At 54.5% G+C, this 19,873-nt stretch carries 15 protein-coding genes; 12 read left to right on the top strand and 3 right to left on the bottom strand.

Annotated features, from left to right (window positions below; translation table 11 throughout):
- Position 1: 1 nt before the first annotated feature.
- The 6 genes from glmM to FYJ64_RS01195 all read left to right on the top strand — a co-directional run bounded on the left by glmM (position 2) and on the right by FYJ64_RS01195 (position 7,309).
- A complete protein-coding gene (gene glmM, locus FYJ64_RS01220) occupies positions 2–1,354 on the top strand; it encodes a phosphoglucosamine mutase (protein WP_154573425.1) in 1,353 nt (450 codons plus the stop codon).
- A 15-nt stretch (positions 1,355–1,369) separates the two neighbouring features.
- The gene (gene glmS / locus FYJ64_RS01215; protein WP_154573424.1) at positions 1,370–3,208 is read left to right on the top strand and encodes a glutamine--fructose-6-phosphate transaminase (isomerizing); all 1,839 of its coding nucleotides are present in this window, start codon (positions 1,370–1,372) and stop codon (positions 3,206–3,208) included.
- A gap of 66 nt (positions 3,209–3,274) precedes the next feature.
- Positions 3,275–4,525 (top strand): adenosylhomocysteinase, encoded by a 1,251-nt coding sequence (locus tag FYJ64_RS01210; protein ID WP_154573423.1) that lies wholly within the window; start codon positions 3,275–3,277, stop codon positions 4,523–4,525.
- A gap of 21 nt (positions 4,526–4,546) precedes the next feature.
- On the top strand, positions 4,547–5,116 hold the full coding sequence (locus FYJ64_RS01205; protein WP_154573422.1) for a TIGR01440 family protein: 570 nt from the start codon (positions 4,547–4,549) through the stop codon (positions 5,114–5,116).
- Positions 5,117–5,152: 36 nt separating this feature from the next.
- Complete coding sequence (locus FYJ64_RS01200) at positions 5,153–5,623, top strand: PLDc N-terminal domain-containing protein (RefSeq protein WP_154573421.1); 471 nt, start codon at positions 5,153–5,155, stop codon at positions 5,621–5,623.
- A gap of 12 nt (positions 5,624–5,635) precedes the next feature.
- Complete coding sequence (locus tag FYJ64_RS01195; RefSeq protein WP_154573420.1) at positions 5,636–7,309, top strand: glutamate--tRNA ligase; 1,674 nt, start codon at positions 5,636–5,638, stop codon at positions 7,307–7,309.
- Between the two features lie 168 nt (positions 7,310–7,477).
- Here the strand turns inward: FYJ64_RS01195 and FYJ64_RS01190 are convergent, their stop codons facing one another.
- Positions 7,478–7,741, bottom strand: coding sequence for a hypothetical protein (locus FYJ64_RS01190; RefSeq protein ID WP_154573419.1), 264 nt, complete (start codon positions 7,739–7,741; stop codon positions 7,478–7,480).
- A gap of 244 nt (positions 7,742–7,985) precedes the next feature.
- Here FYJ64_RS01190 and FYJ64_RS01185 point away from each other — a divergent pair, with 244 nt between their 5' ends.
- Genes FYJ64_RS01185 through FYJ64_RS01175 form a run of 3 tightly spaced genes read left to right on the top strand, consistent with a single transcriptional unit; the run spans position 7,986 to position 13,091 of the window.
- Positions 7,986–11,525 (top strand): DNA polymerase III subunit alpha, encoded by a 3,540-nt coding sequence (locus FYJ64_RS01185; RefSeq protein ID WP_154573418.1) that lies wholly within the window; start codon positions 7,986–7,988, stop codon positions 11,523–11,525.
- Between the two features lie 4 nt (positions 11,526–11,529).
- A complete protein-coding gene (gene pfkA / locus FYJ64_RS01180) occupies positions 11,530–12,492 on the top strand; it encodes a 6-phosphofructokinase (RefSeq protein WP_154573417.1) in 963 nt (320 codons plus the stop codon).
- Positions 12,489–13,091 carry a flavodoxin domain-containing protein gene (locus FYJ64_RS01175; RefSeq protein WP_154573416.1) on the top strand — a complete coding sequence of 201 codons (603 nt, stop codon included), beginning with the start codon at positions 12,489–12,491 and terminating at the stop codon, positions 13,089–13,091. The genes pfkA and FYJ64_RS01175 overlap by 4 nt, the downstream gene beginning before the upstream one ends.
- 101 nt (positions 13,092–13,192) lie before the next feature.
- Here the strand turns inward: FYJ64_RS01175 and dinB are convergent, their stop codons facing one another.
- Positions 13,193–14,395, bottom strand: coding sequence for a DNA polymerase IV (gene dinB / locus FYJ64_RS01170; protein ID WP_154573415.1), 1,203 nt, complete (start codon positions 14,393–14,395; stop codon positions 13,193–13,195).
- A gap of 39 nt (positions 14,396–14,434) precedes the next feature.
- On the opposite strand from dinB, the gene FYJ64_RS01165 reads away from it, so the two are divergent.
- The 3 genes from FYJ64_RS01165 to FYJ64_RS01155 all read left to right on the top strand — a co-directional run bounded on the left by FYJ64_RS01165 (position 14,435) and on the right by FYJ64_RS01155 (position 18,195).
- Positions 14,435–15,316, top strand: coding sequence for an LUD domain-containing protein (locus FYJ64_RS01165; protein ID WP_154573414.1), 882 nt, complete (start codon positions 14,435–14,437; stop codon positions 15,314–15,316).
- A gap of 204 nt (positions 15,317–15,520) precedes the next feature.
- A complete protein-coding gene (locus tag FYJ64_RS01160; RefSeq protein ID WP_154573413.1) occupies positions 15,521–16,654 on the top strand; it encodes a BaiN/RdsA family NAD(P)/FAD-dependent oxidoreductase in 1,134 nt (377 codons plus the stop codon).
- The gene (locus FYJ64_RS01155; protein WP_154573412.1) at positions 16,651–18,195 is read left to right on the top strand and encodes an NAD(P)/FAD-dependent oxidoreductase; all 1,545 of its coding nucleotides are present in this window, start codon (positions 16,651–16,653) and stop codon (positions 18,193–18,195) included. Before FYJ64_RS01160 ends, FYJ64_RS01155 begins: the two co-directional genes overlap by 4 nt.
- Before the next feature lie 130 nt (positions 18,196–18,325).
- Here the strand turns inward: FYJ64_RS01155 and gpmI are convergent, their stop codons facing one another.
- Positions 18,326–19,861, bottom strand: a complete 1,536-nt coding sequence (gpmI, locus tag FYJ64_RS01150; RefSeq protein WP_154573411.1) for a 2,3-bisphosphoglycerate-independent phosphoglycerate mutase — start codon at positions 19,859–19,861, stop codon at positions 18,326–18,328.
- Between the last annotated feature and the right edge of the window lie 12 nt (positions 19,862–19,873).

Genomic DNA, 19,873 nt, shown 5'->3' with positions numbered 1-19,873 from the left:
CATGGGAAGATTATTCGGTACGGATGGAGTAAGAGGCGTCGCCAATTCCGAGCTGACGCCGGAACTCGCTTTTAACCTTGGAAAAGCAGGGGCGTCAGTGCTGGGAGAATCCAGGAAAAACCCGATGATCATCATCGGAAAAGATACGCGTGTTTCCGGCGATATGCTGGAGAATGCTCTGACGGCGGGAATCCTCGCCGTCGGAGGCAATGTGATCAAGGTGGGCGTGATTCCCACGCCTGCGGTAGCTTATCTGGTTCGTCACTACGAGGCACAGGCCGGCGTCGTGATTTCCGCATCGCATAATCCGTTTGAATATAACGGAATCAAATTCTTCAACAGTGAAGGCTTCAAGCTGGACGATGCGATTGAAGAGAAAATCGAAGATCTGATCATTCGCGGAATCGATCCCAACGCCCATATGACGGGAGAAGCGCTGGGCACCTGCATGGAAGGTGAGGAGAACGCCATGGAGATCTACCGGCGCTACCTTCTCTCCACAATTGACGTGCGTCTTGACGGCATGACTGTCGTCATGGACTGCGCCAACGGTGCGTCCTACAAGGTCGCTCCCCGGGTTTACCGGGATCTGGGCGCACGGGTGATTCCCATCGGCTGCTCGCCGAACGGCGTCAACATCAACGATCATATCGGCTCCACCCACCCGGAGAAACTGCAGCAGAAGGTCCGGGAAGAGCATGCGGATATCGGACTCGCTTATGACGGAGATGCGGACCGTCTGATTGTGGTGGACGAAAACGGCGAGGTGATTGACGGAGACAAAACCATCTGCATTTGTGCCCGGATGCTGAAGGACGACGGAAAACTGGCGAAAAACAAAGTCACAGCGACGGTCATGAGCAATCTCGGATTTCATAAATACATTGAGAAAATGGGCGCGGACGTGGACGTGACCGACGTGGGGGACCGCTATGTGCTGGAAGCCATGCTGAAGAGCGGATGTGTAATCGGCGGAGAACAGTCGGGACATATTATTTTCAGAGATTATTCGACGACAGGCGACGGTGCCGTCTCGTCCCTGCAGTTTATGAAGGCTCTGAAGCGTTCGGGCCGCAAGCCTTCAGAACTTGCGGCGGAGATTACTTTGTACCCGCAGGTGCTGGTCAACGCACGGGTCACCGGCGAGGGCAAGACTTTGTACAAGAAGGACGAAGAAGTGCTTCGCGCGGTGGAGATTATTGAAGAGAAGATGGCCGGAGACGGCCGTGTACTGATCCGACCCTCCGGGACGGAGCCGCTGGTCCGGATTATGATCGAGGGTCGGGATAAAGACGCCATTTCAGAGATGGCGCAGGCGCTGGCAGATCTGATCAGCAGCAAATACGGAAAATGACGGAGGAAATCATATATGTGTGGAATTGTAGGATATACGGGACATGAAGAAGCCTGCGGGATTATCATCGACGGACTGAAAAGACTGGAATATCGCGGCTATGACTCGGCTGGCATCGCACTTCAGCAGCAGGGAGAACTGATTGTCCGAAAGAAAAAGGGAAAAATAGCAGATCTGGAGAAATTCATCGGATCCGAGAAACTGACCGGAACGACAGGGATCGGACATACCCGTTGGGCGACACACGGTGCACCTTCGGATGTGAACGCTCATCCTCATACGAGTTCTGACGGAAGGATCGCGGTGGTTCACAACGGAATCGTGGAGAACTATGTGGAGCTCCGGCAGAAGCTGGCGAACGAGGAGAAAATTGAATTCCGCACCGAAACTGATACGGAGGTCATCGCGCAGATGATCGGCGTCAATTACCGGAAAAACGGCGGAAACCTGGAAGATGCGGTGTACGATGCGGTACAGGAGATGCGGGGTGCGTATGCCATCGGCGTCATCGCTGCCGACACACCGGATCGGATCGTGGCGTACCGTAAGGATGCACCCCTGATTGCCGGACTGGGAGGCGACTGCAAATTCATCGCTTCGGATATTCCGGCACTTTTGAAATATGTCAATGATATCTACCTGATTGAGAACGATGAGATGGTGGTCTGCACGCCGGACAGCATCCGGATTTATGACGAGAACCGCCGTCCGGTTCGCCGTGAGGTCATGAAGGTGAACTGGAGTATCGAGGATGCGGAGAAGGGCGGATACGAGCATTTCATGCTGAAGGAAATTCACGAGCAGCCGAAGGCCGTACAGGATACATTGCTGCGGCGTATCGATGACGACGGAAGGATCTGCCTTGACGGGATTTCTCTCACAAAGGAAGATCTGCAGAATATCACCAAAATCTATATCGTTGCCTGTGGAACGGCTTATCATGCGGGACTGATCGGGAAGTACGCTATTGAAAAAATGGCTCGGATTCCGGTGGAGATTGATGTGGCGTCGGAGTTCCGGTACAGAGACCCGGTCATCGATGAAAAGACTCTGTTCATCGCTATCAGCCAGTCGGGAGAAACCCTGGACACGCTGGCGGCGCTTCGGGAGGCTAGAAGCCACGGCGCACGGATACTGTCCGTCTGCAACGTGGTGGGAAGTTCTGTCGCTCGGGAATCAGACGATGTGTTCTATACCTGGGCAGGCCCGGAAATTGCGGTGGCGTCCACTAAAGCTTATACGACGCAGCTTGTATGCATGTACCTGATTGCCCTGTATCTGGGGGATCTTACCGGAAATATCTCCAGAGAATATTATGACCACATTCTGGAGGAACTGCTGGCCATGCCGGATAAAATACAGCAGACGCTTGATAAGGCACCGGAGATTGAAGAACTGGCCAGACATCTTTATAACAGAACACAGGTATTCTTTATCGGACGCGGAGTGGACAGCGCTGTGGCGCTGGAGGGATCTCTTAAACTGAAGGAGATATCCTACATCAACTCCTTTGCCATCGCAGCCGGGGAACTGAAACATGGAACCATTGCTCTGATGGAGCCGGAAACCATCGTAATCGCCCTTGCTACACAGGATCGTCTGTTCGAAAAGATGTATTCCAACATCGTGGAGGTGAAGGCGAGAATGGCGCATGTCGTTTCCGTAGCCAAAGAGGGCAACGACAAAATTGAAGCTGAGAGCACAGAAGTGATCTACATTCCTCAGTGCGATGACGAGGTGACTCCGATTCTGACGGTGATTCCCCTTCAGCTGTTCGCATATTATGTGGCGAAAATTAAAGGGGAAGATATCGACAAACCCAGAAATCTTGCCAAATCGGTTACAGTAGAATAGAAATGAATCTGCCGCGAAGCAGACAGAGAGGGAACTGCCGCGGTGAAGTAAACAGAAGGAGAGAGCATGAAACAATACGATATTCGGGATATCGGTTTAGCGCCTGCTGGTCATACTAAGATCGAGTGGGTGCGTCATAACATGCCGCTGCTGGCGGATCTGGAGGAGGAATTTCGCAGGGACAGACCCTTTGAAGGCGTGAAGATCTCGCTGTCTGTCCATCTTGAGGCGAAGACAGCCCGACTCTGTCTGGCGCTGGCGGCCGGAGGCGCGCAGATGTTCGTGACCGGCAGCAATGTTTTGTCCACGCAGGATGATGTGGCGGCGGCGCTTGCGGAGGAAGGCCTTTCCGTTTTCGCGTATCATGGCGCCACACAGGAGGAATATGACCGGCACATTGAAATGTGTCTGTCCTGCAGACCGAATATCATCATCGACGATGGCGGAGATCTCGTCGGAATGCTGCACACCGGGCGCCCGGATCTGGCGGAGGAGGTGTGGGGCGGCTGTGAAGAGACCACTACGGGTATTATTCGTCTGAAGGCGATGGAACGGGAAGGCATTCTGAAATTCCCGATGGTGGCGGTGAATGACGCTGCCTGCAAGCACCTGTTCGACAACCGCTATGGAACGGGCCAGTCTGTGTGGGACAGTATTATGCGGAACACGAATCTGATCATTGCGTCCAAAACCGTTGTGGTGGTCGGATACGGCTGGTGCTCCCGAGGGATCGCCATGCGTGCGGACGCGCTGGGAGCACGGGTAATCGTGACCGAAATTGATCCGGTAAAGGCGATCGAGGCGCGAATGGACGGCTATGAGGTCATGACCATGGCCAAGGCGGCTCCGCTGGGTGATATTTTCGTGAGCGCCACAGGCTGCTGCAAGACTATTACGGTGGAGCACATGATGACGATGAAGGATCGTGCGATTCTGACGAACGCGGGACATTTCAACTGTGAGATCGACATGGATGCGCTGGAGCAGGCAGCAGTGGAGAAAAAGGAAACCAGAAACAACATCATGGGTTACCGGCTCCCCAACGGGAAATGGATCAATGTCATCGCGGAGGGACGGCTGGTGAACATCGCGGCCGCAGATGGCCATCCTGCGGAAATCATGGATATGAGCTTTGCGGTTCAGGCGCTTTCCGCACTGTATATCCGGGAGCATCACGAGGAACTGAGGAAAGGAGTCGTCGATGTCAGCGCAGAAATCGACGACCGCGTTGCGAGGCGCAGACTTGCGGCCTGGGGAATTGAAATTGATCGGCTGACAGATGAGCAGGAAGCTTACCTGAACAGCTGGAATGTATAAATTTTTAAGGACGGTGATCTTATGACATATGAAGAAATCAGAAAGCAGGCAGAGAATGCCGTTAGAGAGCTGCTTGAGACGGCGCGGACAGAAAAGGGTGATATCTTTGTGGTCGGCTGCTCTTCCAGCGAGATCAAGGGGGAGCATATAGGAAAGGGATCCGACATCAACGCCGCGAAGGCGGTTTATGAAGGGATATCCCCTGTTCTGAAGGAAAAGGGACTGTATCTGGCGGCTCAGTGCTGTGAGCATCTGAACCGGGCAATCATCGTGGAGAAGGAGGCCCTTCTTCCGGGGACGGAAATCTGCAATGTGGTGCCGCAGCTTCACGCGGGCGGGTCTTTCGCGGTGACGGTTTATGAAAACGCAGAGCACCCGGTGGCGGTGGAGCATATTCAGGCGGCGGCCGGCATCGACATCGGCGATACTCTGATCGGAATGCATCTGCGTCCGGTCGCGGTACCGGTTCGGATCGCGCAGAAGAGGATCGGAGAGGCCAACGTGGTCTGTGCGAGAACCCGGCCGAAATTCATCGGTGGAAGCCGCGCGGTTTACGATGACGCGCTGTCCGGCGGAGAGGTGCGCCGGTAGGGGGAGGCTTCACCAAAAGGAGAAAGGGGAACAGACGTGTTTTTCACAATACTGGTGTCGCTCGTTATTTTACTTTGCGGCCTGATTGTACCGATCATTATCGCAGTTCTGGTCTGTCAGGACGCGCGGAAGCGGCAGGGCTGCACGCCCTGGCTCTGGGCGCTGATCGCCGTATTCACGCCGGGCTTTATCGGCGTGGTGATCTATCTGCTGGTGCGGCATGATTATCCGCTGAAACCGGAATATGTGGGGAGGCGGTATGAACAGCAGTATGACCGGGCGCCGGGCGAAGGATACGGGACTTCGGGTGAAGGTTATGCACCGAACGGGGAAAACCGATACAGGGAGGAATACGATAACCTCGCTGTGCCGACCGGGCTCCCGACTTGGGCGAAGGTCGTCATTGTGGTTGCGCTGGTGCTGGCGGCGATCTTTTTCCTTACGCTTGCGCTGGGCATTCTGCAGTACATCCCGGACGGGAAGGCAATAACCGAAATCAGAATATAAGGAGCAGACTTTATGGATTATAACAGACTAGCGGAGCTTTTGTTTCCGCAGATACAGAAAACGCCGCAGGAGTATGAGGAGATGTACCCGCCGAGGATTCTGCCGGAGGGGGCCAAAGTAACCAGGCTGGGTCCCAGCCCGACGGGCTTCATTCATCTGGGAAACCTCTACGGGGCCTTTGCGGATGAACGGCTGGCGCACCAGTCCGGCGGAGTGTTTTACCTGCGGATTGAGGATACGGACGATAAGCGTTATGTGGATGGCGCGGTAGAGACTATTATTGACTCTCTGCGTTTTTTCGGAATTCAGTTTGATGAGGGCGCAACCCGCAGCGGAGATGTGGGAGACTACGGCGACTACACCCAGAGCCACCGTGGGCCGATCTATCAGTGCTTCGCAAAAAAACTTGTTTCGGAGGGAAAGGCGTATCCGTGTTTCCTCACTGAGCAGGAAATCGGAGAGATCCGGACACAGCAAGAAGAAGAAAAGGTTACGCCGGGGATTTACGGCAGGTATGCCCGCTGCAGGGACTGGTCCTTTGAACAGGTGCAGGAGGCGCTTCAGGCCGGCAGATCTTATGTGATCCGGCTGAAGTCCGACGGGAGGGAGGCCGTCTCTGAGAAATCCGGGGAAGATGTGACCGTTCGGCGCGTGGAGGTCGTCGACGCGATCCGCGGCAGACTGACCATGCCGGAGAATTTCATGGATACCGTGATTCTCAAAGCGACAGGGATTCCCACGTATCACTTCGCTCACGTGATTGACGATCATCTGATGCGCACGACACATGTGGTGCGGGGAGCGGAATGGCTGTCTTCTCTGCCGGTACACGTGGAACTGTTCGAGAAACTGGGCTGGGAGATGCCGGTGTACTGCCATACAGCGCAGCTGATGAAGCTGGACGAGCAGGGGAACCGGCGCAAACTTTCCAAACGCGAGGATCCGGAACTGTCGCTGGATTACTACCGCCGGCAGGGCTATCATCCGGAAGCCGTCCGTGAATACCTCCTGACGATCCTGAATTCGGATTTCGAGGAATGGCGAATCGCCAACCCGGATGCTCCCGTCGATGAGTTCCGTTTCACCACAGAGAAAATGAGCAGTTCAGGGGCGCTGTTTGACCTGAATAAGCTGAACGACATCAGCAAGGACGTGCTTCTGAAGATTCCCGCGGATCGGATTTATGAGTTCCTCTCCGACTGGAGCAGGGAGTTTGCTCCGGAGTATAGCAATATGTTTGAGGATCGGGAATATATGCTGAAGATTCTGGACCTCGGCCGCGGCGACAAAAAACCGCGTAAGGATTTGATCTATGCCCGCCAGATTGTGGAGTTCATCAGTTACTTTTTCGATAAGCAGTTCAGACGGGAGGATCCGCTTCCCGCAGAGGTCCCGCAGGAGGATGTGAACACGATTTTGTCCTCCTACCTGTCCACGTATGACCATTCCGACGATCAGAGCCGGTGGTTTGACAAGATCCGGGAAATCGCCACAGAGTTGGGATATGCGGCGAAACCGAAGGATTTCAAGAAGCATCCGGAGGAATACAAAGGCCATGTCGGACATGTTTCCACCGTGATCCGCATCGCACTGATGGGACGTGCCCAGTCTCCCGATGTCTGGACGATCCAGCAGATTATGGGCGAAGAAAAGGTTCGCGCCCGCATTTCGGACTACATGGAGTAACGGGAAAGATTGCGCGAAGGATTGCGCGCGGCTCAGAGGCTGATCATGATGCTGACGGGCAGAAAATAAACGACCGGCGCATCAAGGCGGGGAGCCCGCCTGATGCGCCGGTCGTCGCTGTCAGTGCGCCCGGTGAGCGCATATTCCGGTTCCGGCAACTGCGGCCGATTACATTTTCTCGTGGCCAATATGTTCGAATTTGGCGCCGACTTCGTAGTCGCTCAGCGCTTTATGCAGAATCTCGACCTGCGACTTGATGTAAGAGACGATTTCACCCTCAGTCGCCTCCACCTTATGCCCTTTCAGATAGAGCTTCATGGATTCTCTGATGACGATATAGCACACCTCGTTGTCCAGCCCTGAAATAACCATGTTGTCAACCGCATTGAGATAAGCCTTTTTCATCATTTCCTGTTTGTCTTTTGTGTCCATAATAATAAACCCTCCTAAATATTGCGTATTAGTTTTACACATTGATTCTATCATACTGTTCCGAATTGTGCAATTAATTTTGGGGCATTTCAGGCACGTAAAATCCGCTCTATCTTTGACCTGACCCTGCTCTGAACCGTCCCGAAACGAAAAATTAATGATGTGGCAAGCGCAATCCGAATACACGAAGTCTACCCAGAAAAGGCGATGTGTGATAAAATAGAGAGAATAAACGGAGGAAACTATGTCATTTACACATCTTCATGTACATACGGAATACAGTCTTCTGGACGGCGCGGCCAGGATCCGGGACGTTGTGGCGCGGGCGAAGGAGCTGGGAATGGATTCTCTGGCCATTACGGATCACGGCGTCATGTTCGGCGTCATCGATTTCTGGCGGGAATGCAAAAAACAGGGAATTCATCCGGTTATCGGCTGCGAGGTATACACGGCTGCGCGGAGGATGGCGGACAAAGAGCCGGACAAGGATAAATATCAGGGGCATCTGGTTTTGCTGGCGAAGGACAACGACGGTTACCGGAACCTGATTAAAATCGTCTCCCGAGGTTATACAAAAGGCTTTTACTATAAACCGCGCGTGGATAAAGAACTGCTGCGGCAATACAGCGGCGGCATCATTGCGCTGTCGGCCTGTCTGGCGGGGAAGGTGCAGAACTGCCTGCTCAACCGCGATTATGAGGGCGCGAAGGCAGAAGCACTCGAATTGAGAGATATTTTCGGTGAGGATAATTTTTACCTCGAGATTCAGGATCAGGAACTGGATGAGGAAGCGTTCATCAATCCGGAACTGATCCGCCTCAGCAGAGAAACAGGAATCCCAATGGTCTGCACTAACGATGTTCACTACGTGAACCGGGAAGACGCGGAAGCGCACGATATTCTTCTGTGCATCCAGACTGCGACAAATGTTTATGACGAAAACCGTATGCGGTTTGCCAACGATCAGTTCTATCTCAAAAGCGAGCAGGAAATGCGGGAGATTTTCCGCGAACTGCCGGAGGCGGTGGAGAATACGCACAAGGTTGCTATGCGGTGCAATGTGGAATTTACATTTGGCGAATATCATTTGCCGGAGTTCCTGCCGCCGGAAGGGAAGACGAATAAGCAGTACCTGAGGGAGCTCTGCGCTGACGGTCTTCGCGAACGGTATGACGAGGTAACGGAGCAGCTGCGCGGCAGACTAGATTACGAACTGGGAGTCATTGAGTCCATGGGGTATGTGGAATATTTTCTCATCGTTTGGGACTTCATCAATTATGCGAAGGAGCACGGAATCATGGTGGGACCGGGCAGGGGCTCCGCGGCGGGAAGCCTGGTCGCCTATTGCCTGCGGATTACGGATATCGATCCGATACGGTACAACCTGATTTTCGAGAGATTTCTAAATCCGGAGCGGGTGAGCATGCCGGATATCGATATCGACTTCTGCATTGAGCGCCGAGGGGAAGTGATCGATTATGTCCGGCGGAAATACGGCGAGGAGAACGTTTCTCAGATTATCACCTTCGGAACCATGAAGGCCAAGGCGGTTGTCCGGGACGTGGGCCGGGCGCTGAACCTTCCCTATGCCGATGCGGATCGGATCGCCAAGGCGATTCCCTTCGATCTGAAGATGACCCTTGACCGGGCTCTGGAAATGAGCCCCGATCTGAAAAAGATGTATGACGAGGATGTCACCGTCCGCAAGGTGATCGACATGTCCCGGAAACTGGAGGGAATGCCGCGCCACGCCTCGACGCATGCGGCGGGCGTGGTAATCTCGCGCCTTCCGCTGGATGAATATGTGCCGCTGTATATGTCCGACAAAGGCGTTGCGACGCAGTTCAACATGACCACCATCGAGGAACTAGGTCTTCTGAAGATGGATTTTCTGGGGCTGCGGAACCTGACAGTGATCCGGGATGCGCTGGCGATGATCCGGCGGAACCACGGCGTGAGCATCGATTTCGCCAGGATGGGATATGACGACAAAGCTGTGTACGAGATGATCGCCGCCGGAAATACGGAGGGGATATTCCAGCTGGAAAGCGGCGGTATGACCAGCTTTATGAAAAATCTGAAGCCCACATGCTTCGAGGATGTTGTGGCGGGAATTTCTTTGTACCGGCCGGGGCCGATGGATTCAATCCCGCGGTACATCGACAACAAAAAAAATCCCGGCAGGATTCAGTATGTGACGCCGGAGCTCGCTCCGATTCTGGATGTGACCTACGGCTGCCTGGTATATCAGGAGCAGGTGATGCAGATCGTCCGGGATCTGGCCGGCTACAGCTATGGCCGTTCCGATCTGGTGCGCCGCGCCATGAGTAAAAAGAAACGGGACGTGATGATGGAGGAACGTCAGTACTTCATCTACGGAAAAGAAGACGAGCAGGGAAACGTGGAGATCCCCGGATGTCTGAGAAACGGTATCAGCAAGGAAGCGGCAGAGGCAATATTTGCGGATATGGAAACCTTCGCGCAGTATGCGTTCAACAAGTCCCACGCGGCGGCTTACGCAGTGGTTGCTTATGAGACAGGATATCTGAAAAAATATTATGCGGTGGAGTTTATGGCGGCTCTCCTTTCCAGCGTGATGGGGGATACTGGACAGACTTCCAAATACATCCGCAACTGTGAGGAAATGGGGATCCGGGTGCTGCCGCCCGATATCAATGAAAGTGAGAAGAAGTATACGGTGGTGGACGGAAAAATCCGCTATGGTCTGCTCGGCGTCAAGAACGTGGGAGAACATGCCATCGATGAGATCATCCATGCTCGGGAAACAAAGGGAATCCCGAAGGATATCTTCCAGTTTATCAACAATATCGATGTCGGCATAGTGAACAAAAAAGCGGTGGAATCTCTAATCAAGGCCGGGGCTCTGGACTGTCTGAATCCCAACCGGGCCGCACATCTGGCCGTTTACGGTCAGCTGATGAGCTCGGCGCAGAACGAGGCGAGGAAGAATCTGGCGGGACAGATTTCCCTGTTTCAGATCAGCGGCGAGGAGATGTCCGCGGGCATCGGAGGACGGAGCCTCCCCGACGTCCGCAATTTTGAGCCGCGGATGCTGCTCTCTCTGGAAAAGGAAATGCTGGGCGTCTATATCACCGGCCATCCCCTGAACGCTTACTCAGACCGCATCCGGAAACTGGTGACCGTAACCAGTCAGGAGCTGGAGGCAAGCGTTGCGGGAGAAGAAGAACAGGAAGAGGGCGCGATACGGGAATCAGGATTCGACAGCGGAACTGTTTCGGATCTTTATGACGGCATGAAGGTGGTTATGGCCGGCATGATCGCCGGAAAAAAGAATCTTGTAACCAAGAACAACAAGCTGATGGCCTTTGTGGATCTGGAGGATCTCTACGGCATCACCGAAGTCGTCGTATTCCCGAACGTCTACGAACGGTGTCAGGACAGCATCGCGGACGATGCCGTGGTGGTCGTCAGAGGAAAACTGAATTTCAAGGAGGGAGAGGTTCCCAAGGTTCTGGCGGATTCTGTGGTGAGCATGGATGAGGTGGAACGGCGGGCGCGTGGAACAAAGGGTCCCATGGTGAAGATCCGGATTCCCGCGGACGCCCGGGAACCCCGTGTTCTGAAACAGCTGGAGCAGATTTTCCGGGAGGATCAGGGAGACACCGAGGTGCTGATTTATTTACAGAACGGAAAGATCGTGCGGAGCAGTGTAGGCGTTAAAATGAGTGATTATCTGATTGAGGAGCTCAACGGAATCGTGGGAGCGTCCAACGTCAAGATGAGCACAGGAAAGGAGCAATAGATAAATGAAGAGGATAGGAGTTCTGACGTCCGGCGGAGACGCGCCGGGAATGAATGCCGCGATCCGGTCGGTTGTGAGATGCGGAATCGAGCGCGGGCTTGAGGTGTATGGAATTTCCCGGGGATATTCCGGCCTGATCGACGGAGAGATCGAGCAGATGAACCGGCGCTCTGTAGGTGATATTATGCAGAGAGGCGGTACGATTCTGAAAACCGCGCGGAGTAAAAGATTCATGACAGAGGAGGGGATCAGACACGCGGCGGCAATGCTGGACACCTTCGGCATCGAGGGACTGGTGGCCATCGGCGGCGACGGGACGCTCCACGGGGCGCAGGAACTGTCAGAACTGGGCGTGAAGGTTATGGGACTGCCGGGAACCATCGATAACGATCTTGCCTATACCGATTATACGATCGGTTTTGATACGGCAGTGACAACCGTTCTGGACGCTATCTCCAAGGTACGGGACACATCCTCCTCTCATGAGAGAAATACCATTATCGAGGTGATGGGTAGGCGCTGCGGCGACATCGCGCTGTATGCCGGTCTCTGCGGAGGAGCTGAGGAGATTCTTGTACCGGAGATTCCGTATGATATAAATGCACTCTGCCGGAAAATCGTCATGTCCGCAAACCACGGGAAACTGCACAGTATCATCATCAAGGCGGAGGGCGTGGACATCAGCTCCCAGGAGCTGACGCAGGAGATACAGGAACGTACCGGCCGGGAGACTAAGCTGGTTGTTCTGTCCTATCTGCAGAGGGGCGGAAGACCGACGATGCGGGATCGCCTGCTGGCAACGATGTGCGGTGCAAAAGCGGCGGAACTCCTGTCAGAGGATTCCGGGAGCAAAGCAATCGGTACGGTGGACGGCCAGATCGTCGCTTATGACCTGGCTGACGCGCTGAAAATGGAAAAGGAATTTAATCAGGATATGTACCGCCTGATCGAGGTGCTGAGCAAATGAACGCGGTCGTCGTCTATTATTCCCGCTATGGGGCAACAGAGAAGTATGCCCGGTGGATTGCGGAAGAGCTGGGCGCGGATCTGATTCCCGCAGGGAAATGCAGGCTCCGGGATCTGGAGCCCTACGATACGATTGTGTACGGAGGCGGAATATACTCCGGCGGAATCCGCGGCGTCGAGCTGATTACAAAGAACTGGTACAAAGGACTGAGCGAAAAAAGGGTTTTCTGTTTCGGTGTCGGAATCACCATTGAAGAGGAGGCCAACCGGAAGCAGGCGATGGAGATTAACTTCGGAAAACGTTTTGTGACAGACGCGGAGGAAGATAAAGGCCGTCCGGAAGCAGCCGATCCCGGTCTGAAGGAACTGTTTCGTGTGAAACTTCTGCCGATTCCGTGCTGGTTCCTTCCCGGGGCATTTGATCCGTCGAGTCTGCGGCGTTTCGACAAAGGTGTCATGAAGCTGGTGAGGAAGATGATGGCGGACGATCCCGCGAATGCGAAGATTCTGGAATACATCGACCGGGGCTGTGATCTGGTGGACAAAAGCCGCATCGGGGAGATTGTCGCCGCGGCGAAGGACGGATGTGAGGACAAATAGCGGGAACAGATGATGCAGGCTGCCGGAGCTCTGGGATTTTCGATGATTTCCGTCTTCCGGGGGCTCCGGAATCTTCAGCGGATCCGGACTTTCGGAGCCGGTCACAGATCGATGCCGATATCGTTCCCGATAATCTGACCGAAACCTATCGCATTGTCGCCGAACCGGTTGCGGATTGCATCCATCGTGCGTTCTACAGATTCGGTTTTTTCGCGGGCGGCGTTTTCCTCCCGGAAAAGAGAGAGTTGCTCTTCCCCGGTTTCGTCGCACAGACTGATAGCGGTCAGCGTGATGAGACGGATCGGCTTCTGCGAAGGCCAGAAACTTCGGATCAGCTCCATGGCGGTTCTGCGCAGTTCGTCGGCTAGATTGGTGGGGCGCGTCAGCTGAGTCTGACGCGAAATTGTTTTCAGCTGGGTATCCTTAATATCCACTTTGACGCCGCCGGCCTTGAGCTGATATTTTCTCAGGCGGCCTGCCACTGTGTCAGAGAGACGGGTCAGAGCGGTGAGAATATCGTCTTCCCCCGTCAGATTGCGGCGGAAGGTGATGCCGTTGCCTACGGACTTGATTTTGTTCCTCTGATCATAACGCCTCACCGGAGAGTCGTCTTCCCCTCTCGCATAAGAGCGGAGCAGAGGCCCCTGTTTTCCGAGAAGGCGTTCCAGCATGCGGGTGTCGGCGAGAGCCAGATCGCCGATCGTGTGGATGTCGGCAGCTTTCAGACGCTCCGCGGTGGCAAAGCCGACAAAGAACAGTTCGTTTACCGGCATGGGCCAGAGAAGTTGTTGATAGTTGCTCCGGGTGATTTCCGTGGTAGCGTCCGGCTTCCTGTATTCGCTACCCATTTTGGCGAAGATTTTGTTATAGGAGACGCCGGCGGAAAGAGTGATGCCCAGTTCTTCTCGGACCCGATGCCGGATGCGGTCCGCGATCTGCGTTCCGGAGCCGAACAGGGCCCGGCTTGCGGTGACATCCAGCCAGGATTCGTCGATACTGAAGGGCTCCACCATGTCCGTATACTCCTGGTACAGACGGTTCAGACGGCGGCTGAATTCCCGGTATTTTTCATGTTGAGGCTGGAGCAGCACCAGATCGGGGCATTTACGTCTGGCTTGCCAGACGGTTTCTGCGGTGACGACGCCGCAGGCCTTTGCGGCCTGATTTTTGGCCAGAATAATTCCATGACGAAGTTCCGGATCGCCGCTGACGGCTACCGGCATATCCCGGAGCTCCGGATGATCCAGAAGCTCGACGGATGCGAAAAAACTGTTGATGTCACAATGTAAAATAATTCGATCCATGCTTTGATTATAGCACAAAGAACAGGAAGGAGACAGACCATGCTTGTGTTAAAGGTAAAATATACGGCGAAGCCCGGGATGCGCCGGGCATTTCGAGATGCGGTGGAGCGAGAGAAAATCGACGCAGCCAGCCGCGGCGAGGAGGGCTGTCTTCTGTATGAATATACGGAGCCGGACGGACGGCCGAACGAACTGATGCTGGATGAGGTCTGGGAGGATGCGGAGTCGCAGAAGATGCACTGCGCGTCGGCTCATTTCAGGAGACTGGGAGAGCTGAAGGAGCAGTATGTGGAGAGTACGCAGCTGGGCCGCTATGATCTGGATCTGGAGACTATGCAGATGAGTCTTGCGCGCAGAGGGTATATCGTCAGCGTCTTTGATACTGCGGAGGAAGCCGCGGAATATCTGGACAACAGAATCGACGGAAAAAACGTCGGCATTGGCGGTTCTGTCACGCTGGATGAAATGGGGATGTACCAGAGACTTTCCGCGCATAACAATGTGGAGTGGCACTGGCATCTGAAAGAGGGGGAAACTGTACAGGAGGCCCGAACGGCGGCGATGACGGGAGACGTGTATCTGTCTTCTGTGAACGGAATCAGTGAGGCCGGAGAGATCGTGAACATCGACGGAGCCGGGAACCGGCTGGCGGGAACGCTGTTCGGCCACGGCAAGGTCTATTATGTTCTGGGGATAAACAAAATCCGTCCGACTCTGGAGGATGCGATTGGCCGCGCCCGCAACACCGCAGCGCCGCTGAACGCGAAACGCCTCGAATGCGAAACGCCCTGCGAGAAGAGAGGTGTTTGTTATGATTGTCAGGGAGCGGATCGGATCTGCCGGGCTATGACAATCACTTATGCGCCGATGATGGGGCAGGAAACAGAGGTCGTCATCATCAAAAAATTTCTGGGGCTGTAAAACTGCAGCTGCAACGCGAAGGTGAACCGGCCGGATGAAAGGGAGCCCGACTGGCGATGCGGCATCTTGTGCCGGAAACAGAGGACTCATCCGGAGCTTATCTGCGGTTTGAAGAACAGATAACGCAGGGAATAAATAACGATAATTTCTTCACAATATTACTGTTCCGGAACGGACAAGTAGTGTAAAATATAGGAGGGCACTATGTCGGGCATCTGTATTATAGGCGGTGGTGCCAGCGGGATGGCAGCCGCGATTACGGCAAAGAAATATGCGCCTGACCGGGCGGTCATCATTCTGGAAAAGATGAAAGAACCCGGGCGGAAACTGAAGGCCACGGGAAACGGCAGATGTAATCTGTCAAACGCGGAGTGCGACGGATATATAAAAACGCTGGATTTTTTCGACGGAATCGGCGTGATGACCCGTACAGAGGAATCGGGCAGGATATATCCATACAGCGAGGATGCTGCAGATGTGGTGGATGCGCTGCGTGGACAGCTGAAAGACATGGGGATCCGAACGATCTGTCATGCTGAGGTGACTGCAGCGGAGAAGACGGCTGACGGGTTTCAGGTATCATGGAACGGCGGACGGCTTCTGGCGGACCGCCTTCTGATCGCCTCAGGCGGGAAAGCCGGGCCGAAGTTTGGGAGCACCGGAGACGGATACCGTCTTGCCCGCGGCCTGGGACATACGGTGACCCGTCTGGCGCCGGCACTGACTGCCGTTGAAACGCGGGAAAATCTGCGCGAACTTTCCGGAGTGAGGGAGAAATGTGCTGTCCGGCTGCTCCGTCAGGAAAGTGTTCTGTGTGAGGAACGCGGCGAAATACAGTTTACGGATTACGGCGTTTCCGGAATATGCGTGTTCAATCTTTCACGGTTTATGGAGCTTCCGGAGGGAAGCAGCCGGAAGGACGGATTTGACGGTTATGAGATCAGGATCGACCTTCTGCCGGAGATTCAGGACGCGGAAGCGCTTCTGATCCGGCGAGCAGGCGTGGGAGTGCCGGCGGACAGACTTTTGTGCAGCCTGATAAAACGGCCTCTTGCGAGGGAAATCAGCGCAAGAGCCGGAGAAAATCTTTCGGAACTGGCGCATCAGCTGAAAGAATTCACGGTGCATCCTGCCGATCTCCGGGGATGGCAGTATGCGCAGGTTACCCGGGGCGGGGTGCCCTACAGCGAAATTCACCCGGAGACGATGGAGTCGAAAATCTGTCCGGGACTGTTTTTCGCAGGAGAAATTCTGGATTATGACGGCCCGTGCGGAGGGTATAATTTGCAGCATGCCTGGGAAACAGGAATCAAAGCAGGAAAGGGACTGGCAGGATGAAGGTAAAAAGATACAGATTAACGCAGTTGAAACTCAGACTTGACGAATCACCGAATGTAATTCCGGCGAAAATTGCAAAGAAATTCGGCTACAGAGATATGCAGATCAGCGATCTGACTATCGTCCGGAAATCGGTGGATGCCAGAAAAAAATCGGATATTCGCCAGGTGTTCACAGTGGATTTCACGACGGATCGGGAATTGGATCTGCCTGTGCCTAAGGACATCAGTTATCAGTCTGTGCCGTCGGGAACAGAGCCGATGAAGCATCGTCCTGTCATCGTGGGACTCGGACCCTGCGGGATTTTCTGCGGAATGACGCTGGCGGAGCGGGGATATCGCCCAGTGATCGTGGAGCGCGGATACGACATGGATACCCGGATCAAGGTGGTCAATGATTTCTGGGAGCGCGGGATATTCAATCCGGAGTGTAACGTTCAGTATGGCGAGGGCGGCGCGGGAACCTTTTCCGACGGAAAACTGACGACAGGCATCCGGGATCCGCGGAGGTTCAAGGTTCTGGAGGAGTTCATCGAGGCGGGTGCGGATCCGGAGATCCGCTATGTGCAGAAACCGCACGTGGGCACGGATATTCTGCGCCATATCGTTCGGAACATGCGTTATAAAATTGAAAATATGGGCGGTGATGTGGAATTTGACGCCCGCATGAACCGCATTACCACGGAGGGGGATCGGCTGACCGGACTAGTGATTCAGCAGGGATATCAGCTCCGCCACATCGATGCGGAGAATCTGATTCTGGCTATGGGACACAGTTCTCGGGATACACTGCGCAGTCTGCTGAAATCAGGTCTTCACATGGAGCAGAAGCCGTTCTCCATCGGTGTTCGGATCGAGCATCCGCAGCAGATGGTTGATGAGTCGCAGTACGGAAGCGAAGCGGGGAATCCGTACCTGCCTCATGCGACCTATAAGCTGGTGCATCATTGTGAAAACGGACGCGGTGTATACACCTTCTGTATGTGCCCCGGCGGCGAGGTTATCGTGGCATCATCGGAAACCGGAAGAGTGGTGACCAACGGCATGAGTTATCGACAAAGAAACAGCGGTGTGGCCAACAGCGGACTTCTGGTGGACGTGCGCACTTCGGATTTCGGCAGTAACCATCCTCTGTCCGGCATGGAATTTCAGGAAAAGTATGAGGAAATCGCCTTTCGCAACGGGGGAGGGAACTACAAGGCCCCTCAGACGACATGGGCGGATTTCCGCGACAATAACGCAGACGCACAGCCTGTCATCGAGAGCCTTCCGGATTTTGCGGTTGATGCGATCCGGGAAGCGATGCCGCATCTGGGACAGAAGCTGAAGGGATTTGACGCTGACGACGCCAGGATGACGGCTGTGGAGACCAGAAGCTCCTCCCCAGTACGCATCCTTCGCGACGAGCATTTCGAGAGCAATATCAAAGGTCTTTTCCCCGGCGGCGAAGGCGCGGGCTACGCCGGAGGTATCATGAGCAGTGCGGTGGATGGAATCCGGCTGGCAGAGGAGATAATTCGCCGCTATGCACCGATGGAGTGAGTCTCTTCGGGACTGAATACATCAAAAAGAACACGCTGCAGAATCCGACCGGATGAGCCGGTTGTTGCAGCGTGTTTTTTTGGTGCGCCCGGCGAGTGCACGTTCGGGTCAGGCCGTTGTACTCCGGCGTTTATTTCACCAGCACGTTTCCGGTCATTTCAGGCGGAACCGGGATGTCCATCAGCGTCAGCATGGTGGGTGCAATATCTGCAAGTTTTCCACCGTCGGCCAGTTGGTGGGGTTCGCCGGAGATGTGAACCAGAGGAACCTGATTCAGGGAGTGGGCGGTAACGACATTGTCGTCATCGTCCAGCATGACATCTGCGTTTCCGTGGTCTGCAGTCAGCAGGATCTGACCTCCCTTTTCAAGGACTGCGTCAACGATGCGGGGAACACAGTCATTCAGTGTTTCGATGGCCTTCACTGCAGCCGGCATAATCCCGGTGTGACCGACCATATCGGCATTGGCGAAGTTCAGGATGATCATGTCGTATTTGTCTGCGGCGATCTGCTCAAGTACCTTGTCCGTAACCTCATACGCACTCATCTCCGGCTGGAGATCGTAGGTCGCCACTTTCGGCGAAGGCACGAGGATCCGGTCTTCTCCCGGATTCGGCGCTTCCACGCCGCCGTTGAAGAAGAACGTGACATGAGCGTATTTCTCGGTTTCCGCAATGCGCAGTTGTTTCAGTCCCAGTGAGGAAATGTATTCGCCCAGGGTGTTTTTGTAGGTTTCGGGCGGGTATGCGACAGCAACGTTCGGCATGGATGCGTCGTAAGTGGTCATGCAGACGTAGCTGAGATCCTGAACAATTTTCTCTCTTCTGAATCCGTCGAAATCCGGATCCACAAAGGTACGGGTGATTTCTCTGGCTCTGTCCGGCCGGAAGTTGAACATGATAATGGAATCGCCGTCCCTGACTGTGGAGGAATTTCCGTCCTGATCCAATACAGCGGTGGGCCGGACGAATTCATCGTTTTCGTCTCTGGCGTATGCGGAGTCGACGGCTTCAGCACCAGAGGAAGCGGTGAGCCCGTTCGCGAGTGTCATTGTATCGTAGGCCTTTTGTACCCTGTCCCATCTTTTGTCCCTGTCCATCGCATAATAGCGTCCTGCGACGGATGCGATGCGGCCGATTCCGAGAGCCGCGAACTTCTCTTCCAATCGAGCAATGTATTTTTTCGCACAGCGGGGCGGTACATCGCGGCCGTCCAGGAAACAATGGACGCTGATGTTCGTCAGTCCCTGTTCCTTCGCCATATCCAGAAGGGCGAACAGATGGTCGATATGGCTGTGTACGCCGCCGTCTGACAGCAGTCCGAAGAGATGTAGGGTGCCGCCGCTATTTTTCGCGTGCTCCATGGCCTGCCGCAGTGCCGGATTTTCATACATGTGCTTCGATTCGGCGTCTTTTGTGATTCGGCTCAGCTCCTGAAAGACGATGCGTCCCGCACCGATATTCAGATGTCCCACCTCGGAATTCCCCATCTGGCCCGCAGGAAGACCGACCGCCTCTCCGCAGGCATCCAGTCTCGTCATCGGGTATTCTCTGAAAATCCTGTCAAGTGCCGGCTTGTTCGCCTGTGCGATGGCGTTTCCGTGAACCTTGTCATTCAGGCCGAAGCCGTCCATGATCAGCAGCATTGTCGGTTTTTTGTTGTTCATATCTGTCACCCC

Source organism: Hornefia butyriciproducens (assembly GCF_009695915.1).
In the GTDB taxonomy this organism is placed as follows: domain Bacteria; phylum Bacillota; class Clostridia; order Peptostreptococcales; family Anaerovoracaceae; genus Aminicella; species Aminicella butyriciproducens.
The sequence above is the reverse complement of the archived record's forward strand: the minus strand, read 5'-3'. Positions and strand labels throughout refer to the sequence as shown.

Bases quoted from the DNA above. Each gene is read 5' to 3' on its own strand.
- FYJ64_RS01195 (WP_154573420.1), top strand. From the start codon at position 5,636: ATGGATTATAACAGACTAGCGGAGCTTTTGTTTCCGCAGATACAGAAA.
- FYJ64_RS01185 (WP_154573418.1), top strand. From the start codon at position 7,986: ATGTCATTTACACATCTTCATGTACATACGGAATACAGTCTTCTGGAC.
- FYJ64_RS01175 (WP_154573416.1), top strand. From the start codon at position 12,489: ATGAACGCGGTCGTCGTCTATTATTCCCGCTATGGGGCAACAGAGAAG.
- FYJ64_RS01210 (WP_154573423.1), top strand. From the start codon at position 3,275: ATGAAACAATACGATATTCGGGATATCGGTTTAGCGCCTGCTGGTCAT.
- FYJ64_RS01190 (WP_154573419.1), bottom strand. From the start codon at position 7,741: ATGGACACAAAAGACAAACAGGAAATGATGAAAAAGGCTTATCTCAAT.
- glmS (WP_154573424.1), top strand. From the start codon at position 1,370: ATGTGTGGAATTGTAGGATATACGGGACATGAAGAAGCCTGCGGGATT.
- glmM (WP_154573425.1), top strand. From the start codon at position 2: ATGGGAAGATTATTCGGTACGGATGGAGTAAGAGGCGTCGCCAATTCC.
- dinB (WP_154573415.1), bottom strand. From the start codon at position 14,395: ATGGATCGAATTATTTTACATTGTGACATCAACAGTTTTTTCGCATCC.
- FYJ64_RS01160 (WP_154573413.1), top strand. From the start codon at position 15,521: ATGTCGGGCATCTGTATTATAGGCGGTGGTGCCAGCGGGATGGCAGCC.
- pfkA (WP_154573417.1), top strand. From the start codon at position 11,530: ATGAAGAGGATAGGAGTTCTGACGTCCGGCGGAGACGCGCCGGGAATG.
- FYJ64_RS01165 (WP_154573414.1), top strand. From the start codon at position 14,435: ATGCTTGTGTTAAAGGTAAAATATACGGCGAAGCCCGGGATGCGCCGG.
- gpmI (WP_154573411.1), bottom strand. From the start codon at position 19,861: ATGAACAACAAAAAACCGACAATGCTGCTGATCATGGACGGCTTCGGC.
- FYJ64_RS01155 (WP_154573412.1), top strand. From the start codon at position 16,651: ATGAAGGTAAAAAGATACAGATTAACGCAGTTGAAACTCAGACTTGAC.
- FYJ64_RS01205 (WP_154573422.1), top strand. From the start codon at position 4,547: ATGACATATGAAGAAATCAGAAAGCAGGCAGAGAATGCCGTTAGAGAG.